Genomic DNA, 22,560 nt, shown 5'->3' on the forward strand with positions numbered 1-22,560 from the left:
TTCGCGCGGTAAAAACTACCCGCACATGACCCCTCAATTACTCGCCGGCAAGCGTGGCGTTATCTTTGGAGCCCTCGATGAACAGTCCATTGCCTGGTCCATCGCCGAAGTTTGTGCCGCCATGGGTGCCAAATTCACACTCACCAACGCTCCGGTGGCCCTGCGTTTTGGGCAGCTCAACACCCTGGCTGAACGCCTGGGTGCCACCATCATCCCCGCCGATGCTACGAGCATCGGGGACATGGAAAAGCTCTTTCAGCAGTCCGAAGAAATCCTGGGGGGTAAAATCGACTTCGTGCTCCACGCCATCGGGATGAGCCTGAACGTGCGCAAGAAGAACGAGTACACCAACCTCAACCACGACTGGATGCTGAAGACTTTCGACATCAGCGCCGTCAGCTTCCACAAAATGTGCCAAGTCTTGTACAAGGGCGACCACATGGCCGAGTGGGGCTCCATCCTGGGGCTGACCTACATCGCCGCCCAACGGACTTTCCCCGACTACAGTGAAATGGCCGAAAGCAAAGCCCTGCTGGAAAGCTTCGCCCGCAGCTTTGGCTACCACTTTGCCGAAAAGAACAAGGTGCGCGTCAATACCATCAGCCAATCGCCCACCATGACTACGGCTGGCCAGGGCGTCAAAGGCTTCGATAAATTCTTTGGCTACGCCGACACCATGTCTCCCCTCGGCAATGCCCCCGCCCTCGACTGCGCCAACTACTGCGCTACCCTCTTCAGCGACCTGACGCGCTACGTCACCATGCAAAACCTCTTCCACGACGGCGGCTTTTCCAGCATGGGCATGAACCCTAAACTCATCCAGGAGTAAAGGGCGCGGCCGCAGGTGCAAGGAAAAGGACGAAGAGCGCAGCGAGGCTTACGTGGGCTAACCTAATGTTGCAGCGCAGGAAATTCCTGGATAGACGACAAGCGATTCTTGATGGTTGATTGCGCTGCCGCGAGGGATCTGTCGGCGCACTAGCACCAAACAGCGACCAGAGACTCTTGTAAGGCAATGCGGTGAAGAGAATAGGTAAAAGGCGAAAGCCTCCCAGCAAAAATTACTATTTTCACGCATCAGCAATCCCCTGCTCCCCCATGACTTTAGAAGACCTTCGCGCCTACTGTTTGGCCAAGCCCGCCACTACGGAAGGGCTCCCCTTCGGACCTGACACCCTGGTATTTAAAGTGGCCGGTAAGATGTTCGCCCTCACGGGGATGGATGAGGCCGACCTGCGCGTCAACCTCAAATGCGACCCTGAATACGCCATCACCCTTCGCGAACGCCACGAGGAGATCAAGCCCGGATACCACATGAATAAGCAGCACTGGAATACCGTTTACATCGAAGACGGAGACCTGAGCACCGAGTTGGTCCGGGAACTGATTGACCACAGCTACGAGCTCATCGTCGCTTCGCTGTCCAAAAAAGTGCGGGCGGAGTTTGGACTTTAATCCTCATAAAATTTGATGACGCGTGCTTCGCCGGCCTTCAGGTAGGCGCGGTACATGCCGGGGGTGTTGAAGGGCATCGTGATGTTTCCCTTCGCATCCAGGGCGATGAGGCCACCGGTGCCACCGGCTTTTTCCAGGGTCTGGTGAATGACGGCGTTGGCAGCCTCCTCCAGGGAAGCACCGCCGTAGGCCATGCGGGCGTGGACGTCGTAAGCAACGGCGTAGCGGATAAAGTATTCTCCCCAACCCGTGCAGGAAACCCCGCAGGTAGCGTTATCGGCGTAAGTCCCTGCCCCGATAATGGGGCTATCCCCCAGGCGGTTGTAGCGCTTGTTGGTCATTCCTCCGGTGCTGGTGCCTGCGGCGAGGTTGCCGGATTTATCGAGCGCTACGCAGCCAACGGTGCCGTACTTGTGGTCGATCTCCTCAATGATCCGGTTGCCCTGGATCTTTTCCTGTTCCACCTTCTCGCCTTCGAGGGCGCGTTGGAGGCTGTTCCAGCGGTCTTCGGTATGAAAGTAAGCAGGGTCGACAATTTCCAGGCCTTGCTCGGTAGCGAAGTCGGTGGCTCCCTTGCCCGTCAGCAAAACGTGTTCACTTTTTTCCAGTACGGCGCGGGCGGCGGAGATGGGGTGTTTTACGGTGGTGAGGCCGCCGACGGCTCCGGCATTTTGGTCGTGGCCGGTCATGAAGCTGGCGTCCATTTCATTGATGCCTGCGTTGGTAAATACGGCACCCTTTCCTGCGTTGAAGTAAGGGCTGTCTTCCAGCACCCAGATGGTTTGCTCTACGGCGTCGGCGGCAGTTCCCCCGGCTTTCAGGACAGCCTCGCCCGCGTCCAGGGCCGCCTCCATGGCCGTGCGGATGGCAGCGGCGCGTTCTTCGGTCATGTCGGCTTCCAGAATAGTGCCCGCGCCGCCGTGGATGACCATAGCGTAAGCGGGTGGCGCAGCAGATGCGGGGGTAGTGGCAGTGGGGTCAGACATGGTTACGGCGGGTTGATCCCCGCAGGCCAGAAGGACAAAAAGAAGGAGGAGCAGGCACAACTTTTGCATAGCGCGACGGGGGTTTTGTTGGACAATATTACTCTATCTCCGAAGAACGGTGGGGAATCGGCGCGTTTTATCCCCAAAGACGTGGGCTGGCAGCCATAGTAAAACGCAAAAAGCCCGCCCTCCGGCTAAGGAAGGCGGGCGTAGGATAAAAACTACGAATCAAACTACTCAATCTTTGTTGTTGGGGCGGAGCCGTTGCCGGGTTTTTCGGCCACCCCGTTGGTGGAGGGATGTACCTCGCCGACCAATCCCGTGGGCAGGCGCATGCCACTCTGGCCGAGGAAGTCGTTGAGCTGGGGCATCATGCCGTAGAGCCCCTGGACGAAGTTGCCTACGCCTTGGCCGTTGCCGTTGTCATAGACGACAACTTTCTCGATTTCCAGGTCTTTAATGGCTTCGGTCTGGATGCGGGTCAGGGCTTCGAGCTTATCGAGCATGAGGTAATTAATGGCCGCCTGGGGGTCTCCGCCGGCGGCACTGACCAGTTTTTGGAAGCCTTCAGCCTGCTTGCGGAGCAGTTCTTCCATGCCCTGGGCTTCGGCCTGGTAGCGGGCCAGGGTGGCGTCGGCTTCACCGCGGGCGATTTCGCGGCGGCGTTCTGCTTCGGCCTGGGCGGCGATGATGGCTTTCTGGCGCTCGATATCGGCCTGAACGACTTGTTCGGCTTCTTTTTCGGCTTTCTCCTTCAGGGCACGGGCTTTTTCGGCGGCTTCCTGGGCGCGGTAGGCTTCGGCCTGGGCGTTGGCTTCGGCGACCTGGCGGGCTGCAGTGGCGCGGCGGTTGGCTTCGGCCAGGGCGACGTCGCGGGCAGCGTTCGACTCCGCAATTTTGATGGCGGCTTCGTTTTTACCGGCCTGCGCTTCGGCCTGGAATTTGGATTCCCCGATTTCGGCGCGGGAGTTGGCGTCGGCCACCTTGATGCGTTGCTCCTGGGCGGCTTCCGCCTCGCCGATCTGGGCGCGGGAATTGGCGGCGGCTACCTGGATGCGCTGCTCCTGGGCGGCGGCGGCTTCGCCAATCTCGGCCTTGGCCGTCAGGGCGGCCACTTTAGTACGCTGGTCTTGCAGGGCTTCGGCCTGGCCGATGCTGCCCGTGCGTTGCTCGTTGGCCACCTTCACCTTGGCTTCTTCGATGGCCTTGGCGGCGGCTTCCTTGCCGAGGGCGACGATGTACCCGGACTCATCCTGGATGTCGGTGACGTTGACGTTGATGAGGCGCAGGCCCACTTTGTGGAGTTCTTCGCCGACGTTGGAGTAGACGGAGCTGACGAACTTATCGCGGTCAGTGTTCAACTCCTCAATGTCCATGTTGGCAATGACAAGGCGCATCTGGCCCATGATGATGTCCTGGCTCAGGCGGGCCACCTGCTCGCGGTTGAGCGACAGCAGACGGTTGGCGGCGGCGAGCATCAGCTTTTCGTCTTCGCCGATGCCGACGGTAAACTGGGAAGGGACGTTAACCCGGATGTTCTGCTTAGACAGGGCGTCTTTCAGGTTAACGTCGATGGACAGCGGCGTCAGGTCGAGGTAGCGGTAGTCCTGGATGACGGGCCAGACGAAGGCCGCACCGCCGGCGTAACACTTGGCCGATGCGCCGCCGCCGGTTTTGCCGTAAACGACCAGGATTTTGTCCGAAGGGCAGCGTTTGTAACGACTGACCAAAAATATTACGAAAAGGGCAAATAGCAGAATAATTGCTCCAATAATTTCCATCATGATGCTGGGATTTAAAAGGTGGGTGAAAGTAACAGGAATGCCTTAGGTTCTTGGCCAGCCTGCAATGGGTTAAGTAGTGGGGCGAACGAGCACGTAGCCATCCGCCGTGAGGTCCTCGACGAGTACCGGAGTACCCGTTGGGATGGGCTCGCCGGAAGCGGAGCGGGCTTTGAGTTCGCGGTTGGTACCTTTAATGGGGATGTTGACGAGGCCTTCGCCGGCAGCGGGGATGAGGAGGTAGACCGTCCCTTGCTGGTACAGGGCGTCCCGCAGCGACCAGTTGACATCCGCCTGCTGCGCAAGCATGAATTTCAGGAGGATGCTGAGGACCCAGACGGCCACTGCACCTGCGGCCGCGCCCAGCGTAAAAGCCAATACCGGATCGAGTTGACTGGTCAGGAACAATTTTACCGTCCAGGCCCCGATGGACACGAAAGTGAGCACTCCTTTGAAGATGCCGAGGCTACCGCTATCGAAGTCGCTGTTGAAATCCAGGTCGATATCGAAGTCCAAGCCGCTGATGATGGACAGCAACAAGAGCAGCAGCAGAATGCCTCCGGAAATCAGGGAAATGGTGGTGAGCAGTTCGATCATGGCTCGGATGTTTTAGTGTGGCCCCATTCAGCAGGAAAATTGCCGTAGCGGAGGAACACCAGGAAAACGTTTGCCCCCCCGCAAATCGTTGTGGCAAAAATTTGGTGTTCGTCGAGTTTGGCCTGGGCTTGGTCGAAGGTAACGAAAATGCGTGCAACTGCGGCTACTCTTCCTCCTCGGGGTCGGCAGTCAGATCCCGCCGGACGGCAATGGCGGCGTTGAGTTCAAAGCCGATGATGAGGATCAGGGCATTGAGCTGAAGCCAGAGCATGATGATGATGACGGTAGCAATGGAGCCGTAGAACTTGGTATAGGTATCGTAGCGGTTGAAGCCATCGACGTAGAAACTGAAGGCCACCGAAGTGAACAGGGACAGACCAGCGGCCAGGCTTACCCCCGGACTGAAGTAGCTGAAGCGCCGGTGGGTAGCCGCTCCGTAGCGGTAGAGGGTGCCGATGGTGATGTAATAGAGGGCCAGCATGACGAACCAGCGCAGGATGTTGAACAAAAAGGTGGCCAGGGAACTGGCGTTGGCCGCGTGCGCCAGCCACCCCAGAATGGCATCGCCCAAAATGACCAAAACGGTGCTGGCGATGATGAACAAACCGATCAGCAACGTGAGGCCGGCAGCAATGAGGCGTTTGCGCAGTGCGTTGCGGCGGCGGAAGGTTTTGACGTAGCTTTTTTCGAAGGCCTGCATCATGGCCAGCATCCCGTTGCTGGAGAAGTAAATGGCCAGCAGAAAACCGAAACTCAGCAGGCCCAGGCGGGGGGAATTGGTGATCTCCTGGACGAAGCCGTAGACGATATCCCCCGCCTGGCCGGGCATCACCCGCTTGATCTCGTCGTAGAGAATAACGTTGAAATCGGCCATCGACGGAAACCACCGCACGGCCACGTCCAGCAGGAAAGGCAGCAGGGTAAAAATCGTCAGCAGCGACGGGAAAAGGGAAAGGAAAAAGCTGAAGGCTACGCTGTTGGCCCGGGTAAAGAGGTCGTCGCGCGTGATCTCCTTGTAGACAAAGACGACGACGTCGTAAATGGGCACCCCGTGGAACCCGATGAAAGAATTTTGCTTGGTATACTGCTTTAGACCGATCCACAGGGGGTGTTCGCTGAAAAAACGCCGGAAGGACGCGATATCGGGCAGTTTAATCTTCAAAGTAAGGTTGCAGTTTTTCCAGTAGGTAAGCGGGGGCGGAGACGGCTTTGGCGGTCTTCACGTCAATGAAACACAACTTTACGCTGCCACCGTTGACCAATTTACCCTTTTCGTTGTGAATCTCGACGTAAAAAGTGATGGTATCGACGGGCAGCCGCCTTAAAGTGGTCGTGATCGTCAGCAATTCATCGTAGCGGGCCGGACGGACGAAACGCTGGTTGAGGCTCATCACCGGCATCATCACCCCGTGCTCCCCTTCCATGTTGGCGTAGGTGAGGCCCAAATCCCGCAGCATCTCCACGCGGCCAATCTCGTAGAGCAGGGCATAGCGGCCGTAGTAGAGGTAGGCCATCTGGTCAGTCTCTCCGTAACGGACGCGGTGGGTGGTGGAGGTGGTTAGCATTGATTAATGAGCGAATGGGTGAGCACGAAGTACTGCGCAGCAAATGAGTGAATGAGTGAATGAGTGAATGAGTGAATGCGTGAATGGGGGAATGAGCGAATGCGTGAATGAGTGAATGCGTGAATGCGTGAATGCGTGAATGAGTGAATGCGTGAATGCGTGAATGAGTGAATGCGTGAATGGGTGAATGCGTGAATGCGTGAATGGGGGAATGAGCGAATGCGTGAATGGGTGAATGCGTGAATGCGTGAATGGGGGAATGAGCGAATAAATGACCGCCGTAGGCAGCAGCGTAGCTAATAATTGAATAAATGAAAACCGTAGGCAGCAGGGTAGCTAAATAAGGGGATAAATGAATAATTTGCCGAGGTCAGATGATTACTGGATGATTGGCCTATCCCGTGCGGTAGCTCATTCACTCATTCACGCATTCACCCGAAGGATGCGCTCCAGGCTGGCGATTTTGGCGGTGGCGTCGGCTTGTTTTTTGCGTTCGAGGGTGATGACTTCTTCGGGGGCGTTGGCGACGAAGCGTTCGTTGGACAACTTTTTCTCGATGCCGGCCAGAAAGCCGCGCAGGCGATCCAGCTCGGCTTGCATTTTGGCGCGTTCGGCGGCCTGGTCGATCGTTTCGTTTAAGACGAGGTAGGCCGTATCGTTGCCGAAGAGGAAGGGCAGGGCGTTGTCTGGGGCGGCATCCGTCAGCGCGACGGCCGACAAAACACCGCTCTTTTGGAGGAATTCCCTGGCACCCCGAAATCCTCCGGGACTATTGCCTGCGTTCGCGCCCAAGAGCGCCTCACTGGCCGGCGAATGCTCCACGAACAACTGCAAAGGTTCCCGGGGGGCAATCTCGCGCTGGCTGCGGATGTAGCGGATGTGGCTGACCGTCTCCTGCAAAAGGGTGAAAGACTGGATGAGCGCCGCGTCAAAATCTTCGACCTTGGGCCAGGTGCTGACCACGCAATCTTCGCCCTCCCGGCGCTCGCGCAGTCCGTGCCAGACCTCTTCGGTGATGAAGGGCAGAAAGGGGTGGAGCAGGGTCATCATCCGTTCAAAAGCCGAAACGGTGGCTTCGTAAGTATCGCGGCTGATGACGCCATCGGCGGGTTTGATGGCCTCCAGGTACCACGAGCAGAAGTCGCCCCAGATGAAATTGTAGAGCGTGCGCAACGCCTCGCTGATGCGGTATTCGCCGAGCATGCGGTCTACCTCCCCGGTGGTTTCGTTCAGCTTGGCCAGCAGCCATTCGGCGGCCAAAAGCTCCAAAGCGTCGGGCGCACGGTCGCTGACGGTAAAGCCCTGCAAAAGCCGGTTGGCGTTGAAAATCTTGTTGCAGAATTTCTTGCCCTGGTCGCACAACTCGCTGGTGTTGAGCACTTTTTGCGTCTGTGGGTCGATGGGGGCGTCGAAGACGATGTCATTGCCGGCCGCCGCGCTCGACATCATCCCGAAGCGTACGCCGTCGGCGCCGTAGGTCTTGAGCAGTTCCAGCGCGTCGGGGCTGTTGCCGAGGGATTTCGACATTTTGCGGCGCTTTTCATCGCGGACCATCCCGGTGAAGTAGACGTTGCGGAAGGGCATGCGGCCGTTCTTTTCCACGAAGTCTTTGCCCAGCAGGTCTTCGCTGAATTCGTAGCCGGCCATGACCATGCGGGCGACCCAGAAGAACATGATGTCCCAGCCCGTCACCAGGTCGCTGGTGGGGTAATAGTACTGCAGTTCGCGGGTATCTTTCCAGCCGTCGAAGACGGAAAGGGGCCAGAGCCAGCTGGAGAACCAAGTATCGAGCACGTCTTCGTCCTGCTGTAAATCTTCCAGTTGCAAATTGGCCTCCGGGTGGGCCTGCTGGGCCTGGGCGAGGGCTTCGGCGGCGGTTTCGGCCACGAACACTTCGTCCTTCCAGTACCAGGCCGGGATGCGCTGCCCCCACCAGAGCTGGCGGCTGACGCACCAGTCGCGGACGTTCTCCGGCGTCAGCCAGTTGCGGTACATATTGACCATGTTGGGCGGGTGGAAGCGGACTTCGCCGGATTCCACTGCGCCGAGGGCGGTGGCGGCCAGGTCGTCCATGCGCAAAAACCACTGCAGGGTCAGGCGGGGTTCGACCACGGCGTTGGTGCGTTCGCTGCGGCCGATGCGGGTGCGGTATTGGGTGGTGGCTACCAGGTCTCCGCTGGCTTTGAGGAGCTTGACGATTTCGGTGCGGGCCTCGAAACGATCGAGTCCTACACCGACTTGGGCGAATTCGTTGAGCTTGCCATCGGGCGTGAGGATGTCGATCACCTCCAGGCCGTACTTTTCGCCGAGGGCGTAGTCGTTGGGGTCGTGGGCGGGCGTCACCTTGAGGGCGCCGGTGCCGAATTCGGGATCGACGTAATCGTCGGTGATGATGGGGATGGGGCGGTTGACCAGGGGGACGATCACCTGCCGGCCGTGGTAGCGCAGGTAGCGTTCGTCGGTGGGGCTGACGGCCAGGCCCGTATCGGCCATGATCGTTTCCGGGCGCTGGGTGGCGATGGTGATGTACTCATCGTCGGTGCCGGCCACTTTGTAGCGGACGTGGTAGAGGTTCGAGTTTTCGTCGGTGTAGATGACTTCCTCGTTGCTGAGTACCGTTTGGGCCTCGGGGTCCCAGTTGGTCATGCGCAGGCCGCGGTACATTTTGTCTTTGCGGTAGAGGCTGACGAAGACCTTGATGACGGCCCGGTAGAGCTCCGGCTCCATGGTGAAGCGGGTGCGTTGCCAGTCGCAGCTGGCGCCCAGTTCCTGGAGTTGCTGGAGGATGATTCCGCCGAATTCCTCTTTCCATTCAAAGGCGTGGGCGAGGAATTCCTCGCGGGTGAGATCCGATTTTTTGATGCCCTTTTCGCGGAGGCGCTGGACGACCTTGGCTTCGGTGGCGATGCTGGCGTGGTCGGTACCGGGCACCCAGCAGGCGTTGCGTCCGTCGAGGCGGGCCTTGCGGATGAGGATGTCCTGGATGGTATTATTGAGCATGTGCCCCATGTGGAGCACGCCGGTGACGTTGGGTGGCGGGATGACGATGGTGAAGGGCTCGCGCTCGTCGGGCTCGCTGTGGAAGTAATTTTTGGCCAGCCAGTGCTGGTACCATTTGTGTTCAACGTCGGCGGCGGAATAGGCCTGGGGGGTACGGTTTCCTTCGGGGGCGGGCATGGGGCGGAGACGGTTTTTTCGTTAGCAGGGGCGAAGATAGGGTTTGGCGGGCTGCTGGGCTAACGCTGGGGCGGAAGCGGGTGGTTGCGGGAGTTGGGGTGTTTTTGGAAGGTGGTGTTGGGGGATGGGGCGCGGCCGCAGGTGCCGGGCCGGTCGGAGAAGCCGGGGAGGGAAAGGGGGGCCTGCGAACGGACCGCTACGTCACCACGTTAAGGAGACAAATACAGAACAAGATGAAAGCAGTAGGATTAATCACGGGCGCCAGTTCAGGCATTGGCCGCGCCCTGGCCCACGAGCACGCCAAGCGCCAACGAGACCTCGTGATCGTGGCCCGCCGGGAGGAAGAACTCAAAGAATTGAAGGCCGAGTTGAGCGCGAAGTACGGCGTCCAGGTGCGGGTCATTGCCAAAGACCTCACGGCCCCGGGGGCGTGCCAGGCCATTTACGATGAGCTCAAGCAGGAGGGCATTGCCGTCGACTACCTGTTCAACAACGCTGGCTACGGCGGCCACGGCAATTTCCACGAACGGGATTTGGCCACCGACCTGGGGATGATCGACCTCAACGTGAAAGCCCTGGTGGAACTGACCCACCTCTTCCTCAAAGACATGGTGGTGCGTGGACGGGGCAAAATCCTGCAAACTTCCAGCACGGCTGGCTACATGCCCGGGCCCTTGCAGGCCGTGTACTTTGCCACCAAAGCTTTCGTGAACTCCTTCACCTGGGCCGTTGCTAAGGAAGTGGAAAACACGGGCGTTACGCTCACCACCCTCAACCCCGGTGCCGTTGCCACTGAATTTGCCGACACCGCCGAGCTGAGCGATACCGACCTCTTCAAAAGCCCCAAGACCCCGGAATACACCGCCGGGCGCGGTTACGCCGCCATGGAAGCGGGCAAACTCGATGAAATCACCGAGTTTGGCCTGAAAATGACGATCAAGGCGGGCCTGGCGGTGATGCCCCTGAAGATGCAGCTCACTACCATTTATAACATGCAGAAGAAGCAGGGGGCTTAGCGCTTGCCTGATTTTTTTACCCCCCGAAAGCTGATGCCCTTAATCTCGAGGCATTTCACCTATGAAGATGTACCTCTCTGGATGGGCCAGCATACCATCGATGAGCTCCTGTGGGACGGGAAACCCTGTAAATGTGTCCTTTCCTTTTTCAAAGTCTTGAATTAATTCGCTAGGTTCCAATCCCTCCGGTGCCCTGAAGAAGTACTCCTTGAAAGAAATGGGCCTAAGCAACTTATTGATACGGTGGGTGAAGCCTATCAAGACCTCGTCCCGGTAGTCTTTTCTTTCCTCTATTGCCAGCATGGTACTGCGGTAAATCTCCGTGGGCGCGCTCGCCTTACCCGAGTAAATCAGCTGTTGCTCAGTAAAGCAAAGGGTAAGGATGGATTGACTGGTTAAGCTGATGGTACCCGTTAATTGCGTACGCCGACCTGCCCCATTATCATAGATTATGCGTCGGGCGGTGCCTTCAAGGCCATCAATTTCAATAGGCCGCATATATACCTTCCTTTCTCGGCTAGAAACCCGTAGGGAGTAGTATTGCCCCGTAAACGCATGAAGTAGCGGGTCGCTCGTTTCCCCCCTCCCGGGCCGGTTGGCATATCTCCGAAAAAATGGGTGAGAATGCTGAAGTGGTGAATCACAATACTGGTCGTATTCTCCGGAGAGGAAGGGGATCAGGCTTGGGTATTGCCGCTGGACCTCTGCCATTTGGTCCTCATTAGACACCAGAATGGTTCCTTCGCGCGGCAACTCACCTGCTTTGACGGGGTAGAGTATGATTCTTCCGCACAATGGGCTGGTTTCGTCGGGTGTAATGAGGTTATACGTACCGGCCATCGTTCCTTCGGGCACTTGACCCCGGTGGTCTTGATAATAGCTGGTTTTCAGGCTCATCGCCGCACGATGGTGGTGGCTGCCCCGGCTATAATCCATTCGGAATTGCAGGATACCGTTTCTGACGGTGGCGATGTAACCCACAACTTTTTCTTCCCGGTTTGGGCTTTTAAAGGAAACCCGGAATCCATCGTAGATTTCGAAGGGGCTGGCGATGATTTCAGCTTGTTGGTTGGCCCTTTCGTAAAGCACAAATCCTTGGTAGCTGCCTTGCACATTACTAATTCGCTTTAATCGCTTTTTCGCGTCTTCAAAGTTGAGCAGGGTTCTGTGGCTCCGATTCACCTCTACGCGTCGGTTGTAAAGGATATAGCTGATCCACGGGGGGACTGCCTCATTAGCTATTTTGTGCGCTACTGCGGCTTTGCTATCCGCCAGCTCTAAGATGGCTACCCCAGAATCGGGATGAAAAGTAGTATAGGTAGCCACCAGGTGAGGGCTTCGGTTGAGTAAAGTGTCTAGGTTGGCATTGATGGTGTTAAACGAACGCTGCTGGCCAGGTTCTTTAGTGATCGGATCCAACTTTTGCAGCGACATGAACAGCTTGTCCTCGCTCCACAAAAGCTCTCCTTCGTAACGGGCGTGGTGATCGGTATTGCGGCTGGGGTCAGGGTAATGTTCCAACACCACCCTTCGATGGTCGATGTCAATCATTAGGTAAGATCGGTAAAAGCGCAGCACCCCACCAGCTGTAAACCCTGAAAAGTAGTAAACATAGTGTCGCTGCTTCCCGGCATTGGCAGGAGACTTCGTCTCAACACTAGCCTTAGCCAAGCCAATTTCGTAGTTTTCCAGCCACACCATCTGCAAGCCCAACTGCTCCAGAAGCCTGCCTGTATACTTGCGCAGCTGCGCCAGCGAAACGTTCTTGCCTTTCCGCAGCTTATACACTGCGGTCTGATCGGCACCAATCAATTCTGCGGTGCGGAGAGCAGCGTTCTTTTCGCTGCTGATCGCGGGGTGCTTTTCGCACTCAAGAAAAACCTCGATCCATTGTTCACTAGTCAACTGGGCGATTTGGTCAGTAGAAAGCAATTCCTGCGGCATATGAAAAAAAATGTTCGCCAAGGTAACTTTTTCTTTTTGTCTTCTCAAAGGGGACTTGGCAGGCTTTAAGCATAAGCTGGCAGCCTTCAGCATACGCTGGCAGCCTCTCGAATGCACTGGCAGCCTTCAGCAGGCGTTTTGGCAGCGACCTGGCAGCCATTCTAGCAGTTTTCGACAACCTAAGAAGTCTCTTTGCTGCCAAATGTGCTAGAATTTTTATTTAGCATATTATGTCAAAATTTGCTTATTACAAATTTTGCACCTATTTTAGACCCAGCATAGTATTCAACTATTCACGTACCACTCAAAGCACATCCCCATGTCAATCCAAACTCACTTTCTTCACAGCGTAACCGGCCTCGACCCAAGCCTGATCGTAGGTTCCACTCGGCATTTTCATCGCCGCGTATCCTTTTTGGGCGCCATCATGGTTTTCACAGCTTTCTTCAATGGAGCCTTGCTAACCATAAGTTTAGGGGTCAATGGCTTCTCTGCCATCACCGCCATTGCCGCCGGAGCAGCGACCATTTGTTTCACCTACCTGGTAGAGCGATTCATCGTGACCTCCACCCAGTCTTTAACAGGAGCTGACGTCACGTACCGCCTTTTCATGGTCCTTTCGATGATCGGGTTGCACCTCATCTTCGTTGACCTGGCGGTATACCGGGCAGACATCATTCCCATCGCAATCGATCACCACGAGGAGCAAAAGCAAGACGATGCGGAGGGCCTTAACATCGCACTTGATGCTTCCTTAGCTGAGATAAAGGCCACGGAGACGCGGATTGATGCACAGAGAGTTGAATTCAGCATTCGCCAGGAGCGCCCACTCTTGGAAGCCACTGGCAAAGGGGCCACGGGGCAGGTTGGCTCCAGTACCATGACCAAATATGAAGAGGAGGAGTTTGAGAAGTACCGCAGTACCATCTATATGCCCGATAGTACTCGTCTCGCCAACCAATTGGTTTACCACCGTAAACAAGCAGACTCGATCCAAGCGCTGATCACCGCCATTGCGGTCCGGCCCTTTGATTACGACGCCATCGGGCTGACTACTAAGTTGACCTACCTGCACGAGTTTTCCAAACAACCTGGCAACGAATCCGTGCCCTTCATCATGCTCCTTCTCGCCATCATCGTCCTTGTCATAGAAATGGCCCCGCTTTACGCCCGCCATCGGCTGGAGTTCAAAGAATACCAGCAGGCCTACCAGCAGAAAAGAGCGTTCAAGGACTTGCAGCGGCAGGAAAAAACCCGCCTTGCGATGATGGCCGAACAGCTCAGAGGCGAGGCCATAGATGCCGCTGCCGCCGAACGTCAGCGGTACACCACTGCCGAGCAAAAGGCCGAGGATCGCTTCGCTTACGCCCAACTCCAAGTGGCGTTTCTCAAAAGGACTGAAATGGAGCGCGCCGGATGCCTACAAGACTTCGCGGCGGAGGAGCATCCCAGAGTCCACGAGGTTTTCAACAAGTTGCGCTACGACCTGGCGCTCATTTTCAACCCCTCAACGCTAAGCACCTAAGCCCACCTCCCGGCTCTCGCTTCCTACCATCCGGAAGACCGAGAGCCGGGATGGCTTTCATCCAAAAAATCGCTTGCCATGAATACGCTACTCTTTGTCATGATCTGTTTTGGGGTGCTTCTGCTTTTTGTGCTGGCTGAAGCTCTTCTTGCCTTCATTGACCGCATGATCACCCTGCTGTTTAAACTTCTCGTAGTGGTGGTCTTGCTGATTCTCGTCATTTCAATTTGCGTTGCCGGGCTTGGCCTTTAGGGCGCGGCCGCAGGTGCAGTAGAAAGGATAGGGAGCAATGTTGCTTGCTCCCTGCTACTGTTTACTTTGCCAGGATGGTCGTTCTGGCTGATGGCCTAGATTTTTACCAGCACCCACCCCAAAATTCGCCCTATTTTCCCGCCATGATCTCCAAGTACTCCTTCATTCTTCTCCTTTCCTGCTTCATCTTGGCCGCTTGCGACCAAGCGACACAACCCGCCCCCACGAGCGCCACCTCTGTATCTCCTACCGAAGACGTGGAGGTCAAGCTCGCGGCCCTGGGCATTGAACTGCCCGAACTGGCCACTCCAGCCGCCAATTACGTACACGCCGTCCGCAGCGGCAACCTGGTTTTCCTGGCCGGCAAAGGGCCGACGCGACCCGATGGCACCCGCGTAACCGGCCGCCTGGGCGATAGCCTGACCGTGGAGGAAGGTTACGCCGCCGCCCGGCTGGTGGGCATCCAACAACTCGCCGCCCTGAAAGCAACTTTGGGGGATCTCAATAAGGTTACCCGGGTGGTAAAAGTCCACGGCATGGTCAATGCCACCCCCGACTTTACGGAGCATTCCAAAGTCATCAACGGCTTTTCCGACCTGATGGTGGAGGTCTTCGGCGAGCGCGGCAAACACGCCCGGGCGGCGGTGGGCATGGCCTCCCTGCCCGGTGGCATTGCCGTTGAAGTGGAAGTGGTGGTGGAAGTGATGGAGTGAGGGGTCGTATTCACCCGCTAGGAACCTTTAAACTGCGCAGATCCAAGCCAAATCTCCCTTTCGAAGCCACCCTTGCAAGGGTCCGCAAAGCCGCTATCTTTACCGCCCGGGCTGCATGCTTCGCTTCCCCCCAGGCCTGAGCGAGCCTTGTGGTTGAAGAACGATTTACGAAGCAGCGTGGACTTGTCCTCATCCCTGAGATCCCCTCACCTGCACAAGAGCATTCGTACATGTTGGCCTGGCTTGGACTGATTACCATCTTGCTTTTGCTTTTTTTGGTCATGGCCAAAAGGATGGCGGCCGTCGTTGCGCTGATCCTGGTCCCCATCCTAACCGCCCTACTGGCCGGATTCACCAGCGAAATCATCGACTTCATCACCGAGGGGCTAAAATCAATTGCTCCTACGGGGGTCATGTTCATCTTTGCCATTCTCTTCTTTGGCATCCTGACCGATGCGGGCACGTTTAAGCCTTTGATTAAGCAGTTGCTGCGGTTTGCGGGCAACGACCCCGCCCGGGTAACCGTGGCCACTGCGGTTTTGGCCATGCTGGTGCATTTAGACGGCTCGGGGGCAGTTACTTTCTTGGTTACGATACCGGCCCTGTTGCCGCTCTACGATGCCTTGAACATGAAGCGTACCACCTTGGCCACGGTCACGGCACTTGCGGCGGGCACGATGAACATCTTACCCTGGGGTGGCCCTACCATCCGCGCGGCATCGGCCTTGGAAGTTCCGGTTACCGAGCTTTTCAACCCCCTTTTGGTACCCGTTCTTTTGGGCCTGCTTTCCGTGCTGGTGATGGCGTTCCTTCTCGGCAAAAAAGAACGCAGCAGCGCGTCTACGGCAGCACCGGAAAAACCCTGGGAAGCGTCCGTAGGCCAGGTAAACGATCTGGAAAGGCCAAAGCTGTTTTACCTAAACATTGCCTTGATTTTGCTGGCCGTTGGTCTGCTCATCAGCGGAGTAGCTCCGCCGCACGTCATTTTCCTGGTCGCTTTTGCCGTGGCCATTACCATCAATTATCCGAACCCCAAGGAGCAAGGGGAGCGCATCAACGCCCACGCCAAGGCTGCCCTGTTGATGGCCAGCATCCTGTTTGCCGCCGGCTGCTTCACCGGCATCCTGAAAGGCTCGGGCATGATCGATGCGATGGCCGAAAGTGCCGTAGCGCTGATCCCCCAGTCCGTAGGCAGTCATTTGGCCGTAATTACGGGCCTCATCGCTATGCCGGCCAGTTTGCTGTTCGACCCGGATTCCTTTTACTTCGGGATTTTGCCCCTTCTTTCTTCCACCGCCACCCATTTTGGGGTAGAAGCGGTTGAGGTAGGCAGGGCAGCCATCCTGGGGCAGATGACGACCGGCTTTCCGGTGAGTCCTTTGACGGGTTCGACCTATTTACTCATCGGGCTCACTGGCGTAGACCTGGGTGAACACCAGCGAAAAACCATCCCTCTGGCTTTTTTGATCACCCTGATTATGCTGTTTTTTTCCTTACTCGTGGGGGCAATATCGTGGTAACTATGAAAAAAATCAGAATTGGCAGTGGCGCGGGTTACGCGGGAGATCGGTTAAAACCCGCCCTAGACCTCATCGAAAAAGGTGATTTGGACTACATCTGTTTTGAAGGCCTGGCTGAACGGACCATCGCCTTAGCCCAGCAAGCCAAAAAAGTGAATCCCGACCTCGGGTACAACGAACTGCTGTTGTACCGCATGGAAAAGGTATTGCCACTGGCCCACCGGCACCGCACCAAAGTCATTACCAACATGGGTGCCGCAAACCCCGTGGCGGCCTGCCGGGAAATCGCCAAACTGGCAACATCTCTTGGCTTGCAGGATTTAAAAATTGCAGCGGTAACGGGCGACGACTGCACAGCAATCATCAGCGATTACTGGGATTCCCCCATCTTGGAAACGGGAGACCCACTTGGCACGCTGGCAGAACGTATCGTGTCCGCCAACGCCTACCTGGGCAGTGAAGGCATCGTGGAGGCCCTTAAAAACGGAGCCGACATCGTCGTTACGGGCCGCGTGGCGGATCCCTCCTTGTTCTTGGCGCCTATGCTGTTTGAGTTTGGTTGGGACGACACCCAGCTAGACAAAATGGGCACGGGAACGCTGGTGGGACATCTGCTAGAATGTGCGGGGCAAGTAACGGGGGGATATTTTGCCGATCCCGGAAAAAAGGAAGTACCCGACTTGTGGAACCTGGGCTTTCCGTACGTAGAAATCGCCGAAAACGGGGAGGGGTACATTTCCAAACTTACCGCCGCCGGAGGGATGGTTACGCCCGCCACCTGCACGGAACAATTGCTGTACGAAATCCATGACCCCAAGCACTACATCACCCCCGACTGCGTAGCCGATTTCTCGAAGGTTACCTTCATCCAAAGTGCTAAAGACCAGGTCCGCTTTGCGGGTGCCACTGCCCAAGCCGCTACCAGCACCTTTAAAGTCAGCGTTGGGTACAGCGACGGTTTCATCGGGGAAGGAGAGATCAGCTACGGCGGAGCCAATTGCTACCAAAGGGCCTTACTGGCCCAGCAAGTCGTAGAAAAACGCTTAGCACAATTTCCGCACCGTTTCTCCGACCTCCGGACCGAACTCATCGGGGTAAATGCGTTGCTTGAAAGACCGCTTGGGGCCGCCGAACCTAATGAGGTACGCTTGCGGGTAGCCGCCAAAACCACCCTCCGCGAACACGCCCTACTTCTGGCCAATGAAGTGGAGACACTCTACACCAACGGACCGGCTGGCGGAGGAGGAGCAAGTAAGAAGGTTTCAGAAGTCCTGGCCATTGCCTCTATCCTCATTCCGAAATCGGCCATCCGCATAAATATTCAGTACCTAAACGTTTGAAGAGATGAAGCTTTGGGACATTGCGCACGCCCGGACCGGCGACAAAGGGAACATCAGTAACATCAGCCTCATCGCTTACGAGGCCAGGGACTACGAACTGATCCGGGAAAAAGTTACTGCGGAAAGCGTCAAAGAATGGTTTGGGCCCCAAATCAAAGGAGCAGTGCAACGCTTCGAAATACCCCAGCTCAATGCTTTGAACTTCGTGATGTACGAGGCCCTCGCAGGAGGGGTAACCCGCTCTACGGCCCTGGACAAACACGGTAAAACACTGGGGGCCTACTTACTGGAGATGCCCATTGAATAATGGTCCGCCACGGCGAAGTCCCCTCCGTTCAGATTGGTTTTTCCGGAGTCCGGGGTGCCTGACGGTCGACCGGGCCTGCGTTTGGGTGCCTGCGCTGTCCCATCCCTGCGCGGGTTTAGCACCTCAATCGCTCCCCCCCGACTCGGTCAGCCTTCCAGCGCTTTCGTTCCACTCGCTTAATTTACTACCTTTACCCACTGAGAAGTACGGAAAAAAACCTGCCCGATATGAGAATCGACCCCATCGATAAGATTCTGGTCATCCCAGTGATGCGGTTCATCAACAACTCGACAACCAGCGGAATCCTTCTGTTTGCCTCCGCAGCAGTCGCCCTGATCCTGGCCAACTCTCCCCTACAGGAAGCCTACCACCATTTCTGGGAACACACCTTTTCGATTGGGTACGACGACTACGTCATCTCCAAATCCCTGCACCATTGGATCAACGATGGCCTCATGTCGGTCTTCTTTTTCGTCATCGGCCTGGAGCTGAAACGAGAAATTATGGCCGGGGAGTTATCGCGGCCCAAAGACGCCATCCTGCCCATCGTGGTGGGCTTGGGCGGGATGGCCATTCCGGCACTGTGTTACTCCTTTTTCAACGCTTCCAGCGCCGGTGCCGCGGGTTGGGGGATTCCGATGGCTACCGATATTGCCTTCGCACTCGGCATTCTCTACATGCTGGGAGATCGGGTGCCCGTGGCCCTGAAAATCCTGCTGACCGCCATTGCGATTGTGGACGACCTGGGGGCCGTTCTGGTAATAGCCTTTTTTTACACCTCCGAAATTTCAACCGTCAGTTTACTGGTGGGGGGAGGGTTTCTGGCCATCCTCATCCTGGGCAATCTACTGGGGGTCCGGAGTATTATCTTTTACGGCGTCATCGGCATTGGCGGGCTGTGGCTGGCCTTCCTGCTTTCGGGTGTTCACGCTACCATTGCGGGAGTGATCGCGGCCTTGACGATCCCGGCCAACGTCAAGATCGAAGACGAACAGTTCGTATCGAAGATGAACGCATTGACCAATGACTTTGAACGAAGTACCCCCAACAACGTCTCGCTGCTGACCCACGACCAGTTGCACATCATTGACAAAATCAGGCACTACGCCAATGCCGCCCTGACGCCTTTGCAAAGACTGGAGCACGGCATGCACCCATTGGTCGCATTCGTCATCATGCCCATCTTTGCCCTGGCCAACGCAGGCATTACCTTCTCGGGGAGTTTTACCGATAACCTGGTGAGCAAGGTAAGTTTAGGGGTAATGCTGGGCCTGGTGCTGGGCAAATTTCTCGGCATCGTCCTCGTGTCCAAAACCCTGGTCAATTTGAAACTCGCCCAATTGCCCATCGGCTTAAGGTGGCAGCACATCTATGGCATTGCCCTGCTGGCGGGCGTCGGCTTCACCATGTCATTGTTCATTACCGACCTGGCCTTCGTTGACCCCACCTTCGTCGTCCAGGCCAAGATTGGCATTTTCGTGGCCTCCATGCTTTGTGGTACGCTGGGGTACCTGGTCCTTAGGAAGGCTTGAGCTGCCGTTGAGCATTTGGCGGACTGCGCGAAGCGTAGCAATTTCGGGAGCTCCGCGGGCAGCGCGCCAACCGCAAAAAACAAAGTTAGACGTTTGAACTGCTGCCTTATCTTTAGGGCCGGGCCGCCGCCGCGGGCTGAGGAACGCTCCTGCTTCCAACTTGCAAGCGCCGCGCATTGGGAAACCCCAAAAGCAGAACAAGGGGCTGCCCTTTGGTACAGGCATGAAAGACATTAACTTCGTTTTCTTACTCCTGGCGCTGGTAGCGGAAATCATCGGAACGATCGGTGGCTTTGGCTCCTCCGTTTTCTTTGTTCCCCTTGGCAACTTTTACTTTGATTTCTACTCGGTGTTGGGCCTGACGGCCCTCTTCCATTTATCCAGTAATCTGAGCAAAATCTTCCTGTTCAAAACAGGACTCGACAAGAGGTTGCTCGCCTACATCGGCATCCCGTCAGTAGTCTTCGTTATTGCCGGAGGGTATTTATCCAAACTCATTGACAGCACCCTCCTGGAAGTAATTCTTGGCTTTTTTCTGGTGGGACTGAGCTTGCTCTTTCTCATCAAGAGCGAATTGACCATTAAGCCCACCGATAAAAACGCGGTCATTGGCGGCTCACTTTCGGGCTTTTCCGCCGGCTTACTCGGCACCGGGGGAGCCATCAGGGGACTCACTATGGCGGCATTCAATCTCGAAAAAAGTGTATTCATTGCCACTTCGGCTTTCATCGATTTTATGATTGATTTTTCCAGAACCTTCGTCTACTACAACAACGGTTACCTCCACCAGCACGACTTAAAGTATGTACCGTTTTTATTCGTCATCGGACTGTTGGGCTCGTGGATTGGCAAGAAAATATTGGCGTACATCCCCCAGTCCAAATTCCGGAGATTGTCCTTATTCTTTATCCTCCTCATCGGCGTGGTGACGCTGGTTCAACTCTTCGTTACCCGGACTTAGCGTTTCTAAATCGGGAATTCCCTGGCTGGACGAACCTCCCTCGCTCCTTCACCGTCCCCGGCACCTGCGGCCGCGCCCAGCTGCCCCAATTGCGTATTACAAATTTATACCTCCGGCCACTTCAATGCGCTGCCCGTTTACCCACTTTGCAGCGTCGGAACAAAGGAAAGCGACTACGCCACCGATGTCATCGGCCTGCCCAACCCGATTGAGTGCGGCCATGCCAGCCAGGCGCTCCTTGAGCTGCGGATTGCTGCGGATGGCCGCATTGTTGAAATCCGTTTCCACCGGCCCCGGTGCCACCACGTTGGCGCGGATGCCCCGGTGGCCGTATTCCTTGGCAATGTAGCGGGTAAGCACCTCCACAGCCCCTTTCATCGACGCGTACAGCGAGTAGCCAGGATTGCAAAAACGCGTGGTTCCGGTAGTGATGTTGATGATGCAACCTCCATCGTTCATCCCGGAAAGCAACCGCTGCGTAAGAAAGTATACGCCCTTAAAGTGTACGTTGAGAAAATCGTCAAATTGTTGCTCAGTCGCCTCCGTCATGGGGATGGTAGCGCCCATGCCGGCGTTGTTGATCAGATAATCGATTGGGCGACCATCAAAGGTTCCCGACAGTGTATTTTCCAGCTCGTCCGCAAATGCTTCGATATTGCTTATTTGCCGTAAATCGAGGGGCAGGGCGGCGGCCATTCTTCCTAATTTTTTGATTTCCGCGACGACGTCCGCAGCGGCGTCCGATTGGGTTGCGTAGGTTATCAGTACGTCTACGCCACTGCCAGCGAGGGCCAAGGCCATATCCTTTCCTAATCCCCGGCTTCCGCCGGTAACGAGCGCAATTCTTGTCATTTTGAGATAATGTTTAAATGATTATGTGATGCCACAAAGGTGGGGCAACGCGAAAAAGTAAAGCTTCGGTAAAAGCCAAAACTTGTGTTTTCCGTCCAAAAACCCTCAGACGAGAGCCCTTTTCCTGCTTTCAATCAAAAACTGCTTCGGGGTGATGCCGTATTTTTTGTGGAAGGCTTTGATGAAGTGGGGCACATTGCCGTAGCCAGACTCCCCGGCGACGTCAGCTATTTGCCCTACTTCCGGTTGGGCGAGCAAACCGCGTGCCCGGGCGAGCCGCCGTTCAATGAGCCATTGTTTGGGCGAGACGCCCGCGAACTTCGTTTTAAAATCCCGGGTAAAGGTGGAAACCGACCGCCCGGTGAGGTAGGCGTAGTCTTCGATGCCCAATGGTTTATGAAAATTGGCCTCCATGAATTCCCGCAGGCTCCGTCGCTCCCGCCTATTGAGCGCCGCAAGCAAGGCCAGGAAGCGTCCCTGATCGGCAATGGCCGCCTGGAGCAGGTGCAAAAGTTCGAGCAACTTCAGCTTGGTGAGTTGCCGGCTGGCGGGTACTGCACCGTCATACAGATGCAGCAAAGACTCAGCAAAAAAGCGCAGCTTGGCGTCCATTCGGAATACCGTCGGTCGCGCTAATTGGCACTTGAATTCGGACTCTACTGACTGTCCGGTCATAAACTCACGAACAACCCCGGGCTCGAAGAAAAACATCATCGCTTCAAACACGCCGTTCCTGGGAAGAATATCGGAAACGGTGTAAAGCCCCTTCGGAATCAGGACCAGGTGGCCAGCGGTGACTTCCAGAAAAAGCCCCTCTTCTTCGTTTTCCATGCGGAGCGTGCCCTGCATTACCATCGTCAGGGCGTGCTGGGCCACGTAGCCCTCCTTGCCCAGCACCGTTTCCAGCAACTGCTTGTGGATGATGCAGGAATGTCCGTCGACGAGGATTTTCCGCAAGGCAGGGTCATCGTAAAATTTTTGCGGCAGTATTCTGAGCATGTCCTTCGTCTTTTGCTGACGCAAAAGTGCGCCCACGC

20 protein-coding genes are annotated in these 22,560 nt (G+C 56.3%); 11 read left to right on the forward strand and 9 right to left on the reverse strand.

Annotated elements, in window-relative coordinates; all coding sequences use genetic code 11:
• Positions 1 to 25: 25 nt before the first annotated feature.
• Together H9S92_RS02525 and H9S92_RS02530 are read left to right on the forward strand one after the other, a co-directional pair.
• Entirely contained in the window at positions 26 to 829 is an 804-nt protein-coding gene (locus H9S92_RS02525) for an enoyl-ACP reductase FabI (RefSeq protein ID WP_187465149.1), read from the forward strand.
• Positions 830 to 1,098: 269 nt separating this feature from the next.
• Positions 1,099 to 1,455 carry an MmcQ/YjbR family DNA-binding protein gene (locus H9S92_RS02530; protein WP_187465150.1) on the forward strand — a complete coding sequence of 119 codons (357 nt, stop codon included), beginning with the start codon at positions 1,099 to 1,101 and terminating at the stop codon, positions 1,453 to 1,455.
• Here H9S92_RS02530 and H9S92_RS02535 read toward each other — a convergent pair.
• The 6 genes from H9S92_RS02535 to H9S92_RS02560 form a co-directional block, all read right to left on the reverse strand.
• Complete coding sequence (locus H9S92_RS02535) at positions 1,452 to 2,510, reverse strand: isoaspartyl peptidase/L-asparaginase family protein (RefSeq protein WP_187465151.1); 1,059 nt, start codon at positions 2,508 to 2,510, stop codon at positions 1,452 to 1,454. The genes H9S92_RS02530 and H9S92_RS02535 overlap by 4 nt on opposite strands.
• 164 nt (positions 2,511 to 2,674) lie before the next feature.
• Positions 2,675 to 4,225 (reverse strand): flotillin family protein, encoded by a 1,551-nt coding sequence (locus H9S92_RS02540; protein WP_187465152.1) that lies wholly within the window; start codon positions 4,223 to 4,225, stop codon positions 2,675 to 2,677.
• A gap of 69 nt (positions 4,226 to 4,294) precedes the next feature.
• Entirely contained in the window at positions 4,295 to 4,819 is a 525-nt protein-coding gene (locus H9S92_RS02545) for a hypothetical protein (protein ID WP_187465153.1), read from the reverse strand.
• 163 nt (positions 4,820 to 4,982) lie between these two features.
• Complete coding sequence (locus H9S92_RS02550) at positions 4,983 to 5,981, reverse strand: YihY/virulence factor BrkB family protein (RefSeq protein ID WP_187465154.1); 999 nt, start codon at positions 5,979 to 5,981, stop codon at positions 4,983 to 4,985.
• Positions 5,971 to 6,384, reverse strand: a complete 414-nt coding sequence (locus tag H9S92_RS02555; RefSeq protein ID WP_187465155.1) for an acyl-CoA thioesterase — start codon at positions 6,382 to 6,384, stop codon at positions 5,971 to 5,973. The genes H9S92_RS02550 and H9S92_RS02555 overlap by 11 nt, the downstream gene beginning before the upstream one ends.
• Before the next feature lie 423 nt (positions 6,385 to 6,807).
• Positions 6,808 to 9,561, reverse strand: a complete 2,754-nt coding sequence (locus tag H9S92_RS02560) for a valine--tRNA ligase (RefSeq protein ID WP_187465156.1) — start codon at positions 9,559 to 9,561, stop codon at positions 6,808 to 6,810.
• A gap of 233 nt (positions 9,562 to 9,794) precedes the next feature.
• Here H9S92_RS02560 and H9S92_RS02565 point away from each other — a divergent pair, with 233 nt between their 5' ends.
• Complete coding sequence (locus H9S92_RS02565) at positions 9,795 to 10,577, forward strand: SDR family NAD(P)-dependent oxidoreductase (RefSeq protein WP_187465157.1); 783 nt, start codon at positions 9,795 to 9,797, stop codon at positions 10,575 to 10,577.
• Between the two features lie 39 nt (positions 10,578 to 10,616).
• On the opposite strand, the gene H9S92_RS02570 is transcribed toward H9S92_RS02565, so the two are convergent.
• Positions 10,617 to 12,569: a hypothetical protein gene (locus H9S92_RS02570; protein ID WP_187465158.1), complete on the reverse strand. Its 1,953-nt coding sequence runs from the start codon at positions 12,567 to 12,569 to the stop codon at positions 10,617 to 10,619.
• 271 nt (positions 12,570 to 12,840) lie between these two features.
• On the opposite strand from H9S92_RS02570, the gene H9S92_RS02575 reads away from it, so the two are divergent.
• From H9S92_RS02575 to H9S92_RS02610, 8 genes are all read left to right on the forward strand, one after another.
• Complete coding sequence (locus H9S92_RS02575) at positions 12,841 to 14,046, forward strand: hypothetical protein (protein ID WP_187465159.1); 1,206 nt, start codon at positions 12,841 to 12,843, stop codon at positions 14,044 to 14,046.
• Positions 14,047 to 14,124: 78 nt separating this feature from the next.
• Positions 14,125 to 14,298, forward strand: coding sequence for a hypothetical protein (locus tag H9S92_RS02580; RefSeq protein ID WP_187465160.1), 174 nt, complete (start codon positions 14,125 to 14,127; stop codon positions 14,296 to 14,298).
• A gap of 143 nt (positions 14,299 to 14,441) precedes the next feature.
• The gene (locus H9S92_RS02585; RefSeq protein ID WP_187465161.1) at positions 14,442 to 15,011 is read left to right on the forward strand and encodes a RidA family protein; all 570 of its coding nucleotides are present in this window, start codon (positions 14,442 to 14,444) and stop codon (positions 15,009 to 15,011) included.
• A 230-nt stretch (positions 15,012 to 15,241) separates the two neighbouring features.
• Positions 15,242 to 16,531 (forward strand): CitMHS family transporter, encoded by a 1,290-nt coding sequence (locus H9S92_RS02590; protein ID WP_187465162.1) that lies wholly within the window; start codon positions 15,242 to 15,244, stop codon positions 16,529 to 16,531.
• A 2-nt stretch (positions 16,532 to 16,533) separates the two neighbouring features.
• Positions 16,534 to 17,871, forward strand: coding sequence for an acyclic terpene utilization AtuA family protein (locus H9S92_RS02595; RefSeq protein ID WP_187465163.1), 1,338 nt, complete (start codon positions 16,534 to 16,536; stop codon positions 17,869 to 17,871).
• Positions 17,872 to 17,875: 4 nt separating this feature from the next.
• On the forward strand, positions 17,876 to 18,178 hold the full coding sequence (locus H9S92_RS02600) for an AtuA-related protein (protein ID WP_187465164.1): 303 nt from the start codon (positions 17,876 to 17,878) through the stop codon (positions 18,176 to 18,178).
• Between the two features lie 227 nt (positions 18,179 to 18,405).
• A complete protein-coding gene (nhaA, locus tag H9S92_RS02605; protein ID WP_187465165.1) occupies positions 18,406 to 19,710 on the forward strand; it encodes a Na+/H+ antiporter NhaA in 1,305 nt (434 codons plus the stop codon).
• A 223-nt stretch (positions 19,711 to 19,933) separates the two neighbouring features.
• The gene (locus H9S92_RS02610) at positions 19,934 to 20,671 is read left to right on the forward strand and encodes a sulfite exporter TauE/SafE family protein (RefSeq protein ID WP_187465166.1); all 738 of its coding nucleotides are present in this window, start codon (positions 19,934 to 19,936) and stop codon (positions 20,669 to 20,671) included.
• 96 nt (positions 20,672 to 20,767) lie between these two features.
• Here the strand turns inward: H9S92_RS02610 and H9S92_RS02615 are convergent, their stop codons facing one another.
• Together H9S92_RS02615 and H9S92_RS02620 are read right to left on the reverse strand one after the other, a co-directional pair.
• Complete coding sequence (locus H9S92_RS02615; protein WP_187465167.1) at positions 20,768 to 21,523, reverse strand: SDR family NAD(P)-dependent oxidoreductase; 756 nt, start codon at positions 21,521 to 21,523, stop codon at positions 20,768 to 20,770.
• Between the two features lie 105 nt (positions 21,524 to 21,628).
• The gene (locus tag H9S92_RS02620) at positions 21,629 to 22,522 is read right to left on the reverse strand and encodes a helix-turn-helix domain-containing protein (RefSeq protein WP_187465168.1); all 894 of its coding nucleotides are present in this window, start codon (positions 22,520 to 22,522) and stop codon (positions 21,629 to 21,631) included.
• Between the last annotated feature and the right edge of the window lie 38 nt (positions 22,523 to 22,560).

The organism is Neolewinella lacunae (genome assembly GCF_014349155.1).
In the GTDB taxonomy this organism is placed as follows: domain Bacteria; phylum Bacteroidota; class Bacteroidia; order Chitinophagales; family Saprospiraceae; genus Neolewinella; species Neolewinella lacunae.

Bases quoted from the DNA above. Each gene is read 5' to 3' on its own strand.
- H9S92_RS02615 (WP_187465167.1), bottom strand. From the start codon at position 21,523: ATGACAAGAATTGCGCTCGTTACCGGCGGAAGCCGGGGATTAGGAAAG.
- H9S92_RS02560 (WP_187465156.1), bottom strand. From the start codon at position 9,561: ATGCCCGCCCCCGAAGGAAACCGTACCCCCCAGGCCTATTCCGCCGCC.
- H9S92_RS02565 (WP_187465157.1), top strand. From the start codon at position 9,795: ATGAAAGCAGTAGGATTAATCACGGGCGCCAGTTCAGGCATTGGCCGC.
- H9S92_RS02590 (WP_187465162.1), top strand. From the start codon at position 15,242: ATGTTGGCCTGGCTTGGACTGATTACCATCTTGCTTTTGCTTTTTTTG.
- nhaA (WP_187465165.1), top strand. From the start codon at position 18,406: ATGAGAATCGACCCCATCGATAAGATTCTGGTCATCCCAGTGATGCGG.
- H9S92_RS02545 (WP_187465153.1), bottom strand. From the start codon at position 4,819: ATGATCGAACTGCTCACCACCATTTCCCTGATTTCCGGAGGCATTCTG.
- H9S92_RS02595 (WP_187465163.1), top strand. From the start codon at position 16,534: ATGAAAAAAATCAGAATTGGCAGTGGCGCGGGTTACGCGGGAGATCGG.
- H9S92_RS02575 (WP_187465159.1), top strand. From the start codon at position 12,841: ATGTCAATCCAAACTCACTTTCTTCACAGCGTAACCGGCCTCGACCCA.
- H9S92_RS02600 (WP_187465164.1), top strand. From the start codon at position 17,876: ATGAAGCTTTGGGACATTGCGCACGCCCGGACCGGCGACAAAGGGAAC.
- H9S92_RS02525 (WP_187465149.1), top strand. From the start codon at position 26: ATGACCCCTCAATTACTCGCCGGCAAGCGTGGCGTTATCTTTGGAGCC.
- H9S92_RS02555 (WP_187465155.1), bottom strand. From the start codon at position 6,384: ATGCTAACCACCTCCACCACCCACCGCGTCCGTTACGGAGAGACTGAC.
- H9S92_RS02585 (WP_187465161.1), top strand. From the start codon at position 14,442: ATGATCTCCAAGTACTCCTTCATTCTTCTCCTTTCCTGCTTCATCTTG.
- H9S92_RS02610 (WP_187465166.1), top strand. From the start codon at position 19,934: ATGAAAGACATTAACTTCGTTTTCTTACTCCTGGCGCTGGTAGCGGAA.
- H9S92_RS02620 (WP_187465168.1), bottom strand. From the start codon at position 22,522: ATGCTCAGAATACTGCCGCAAAAATTTTACGATGACCCTGCCTTGCGG.
- H9S92_RS02530 (WP_187465150.1), top strand. From the start codon at position 1,099: ATGACTTTAGAAGACCTTCGCGCCTACTGTTTGGCCAAGCCCGCCACT.
- H9S92_RS02535 (WP_187465151.1), bottom strand. From the start codon at position 2,510: ATGCAAAAGTTGTGCCTGCTCCTCCTTCTTTTTGTCCTTCTGGCCTGC.
- H9S92_RS02540 (WP_187465152.1), bottom strand. From the start codon at position 4,225: ATGATGGAAATTATTGGAGCAATTATTCTGCTATTTGCCCTTTTCGTA.
- H9S92_RS02580 (WP_187465160.1), top strand. From the start codon at position 14,125: ATGAATACGCTACTCTTTGTCATGATCTGTTTTGGGGTGCTTCTGCTT.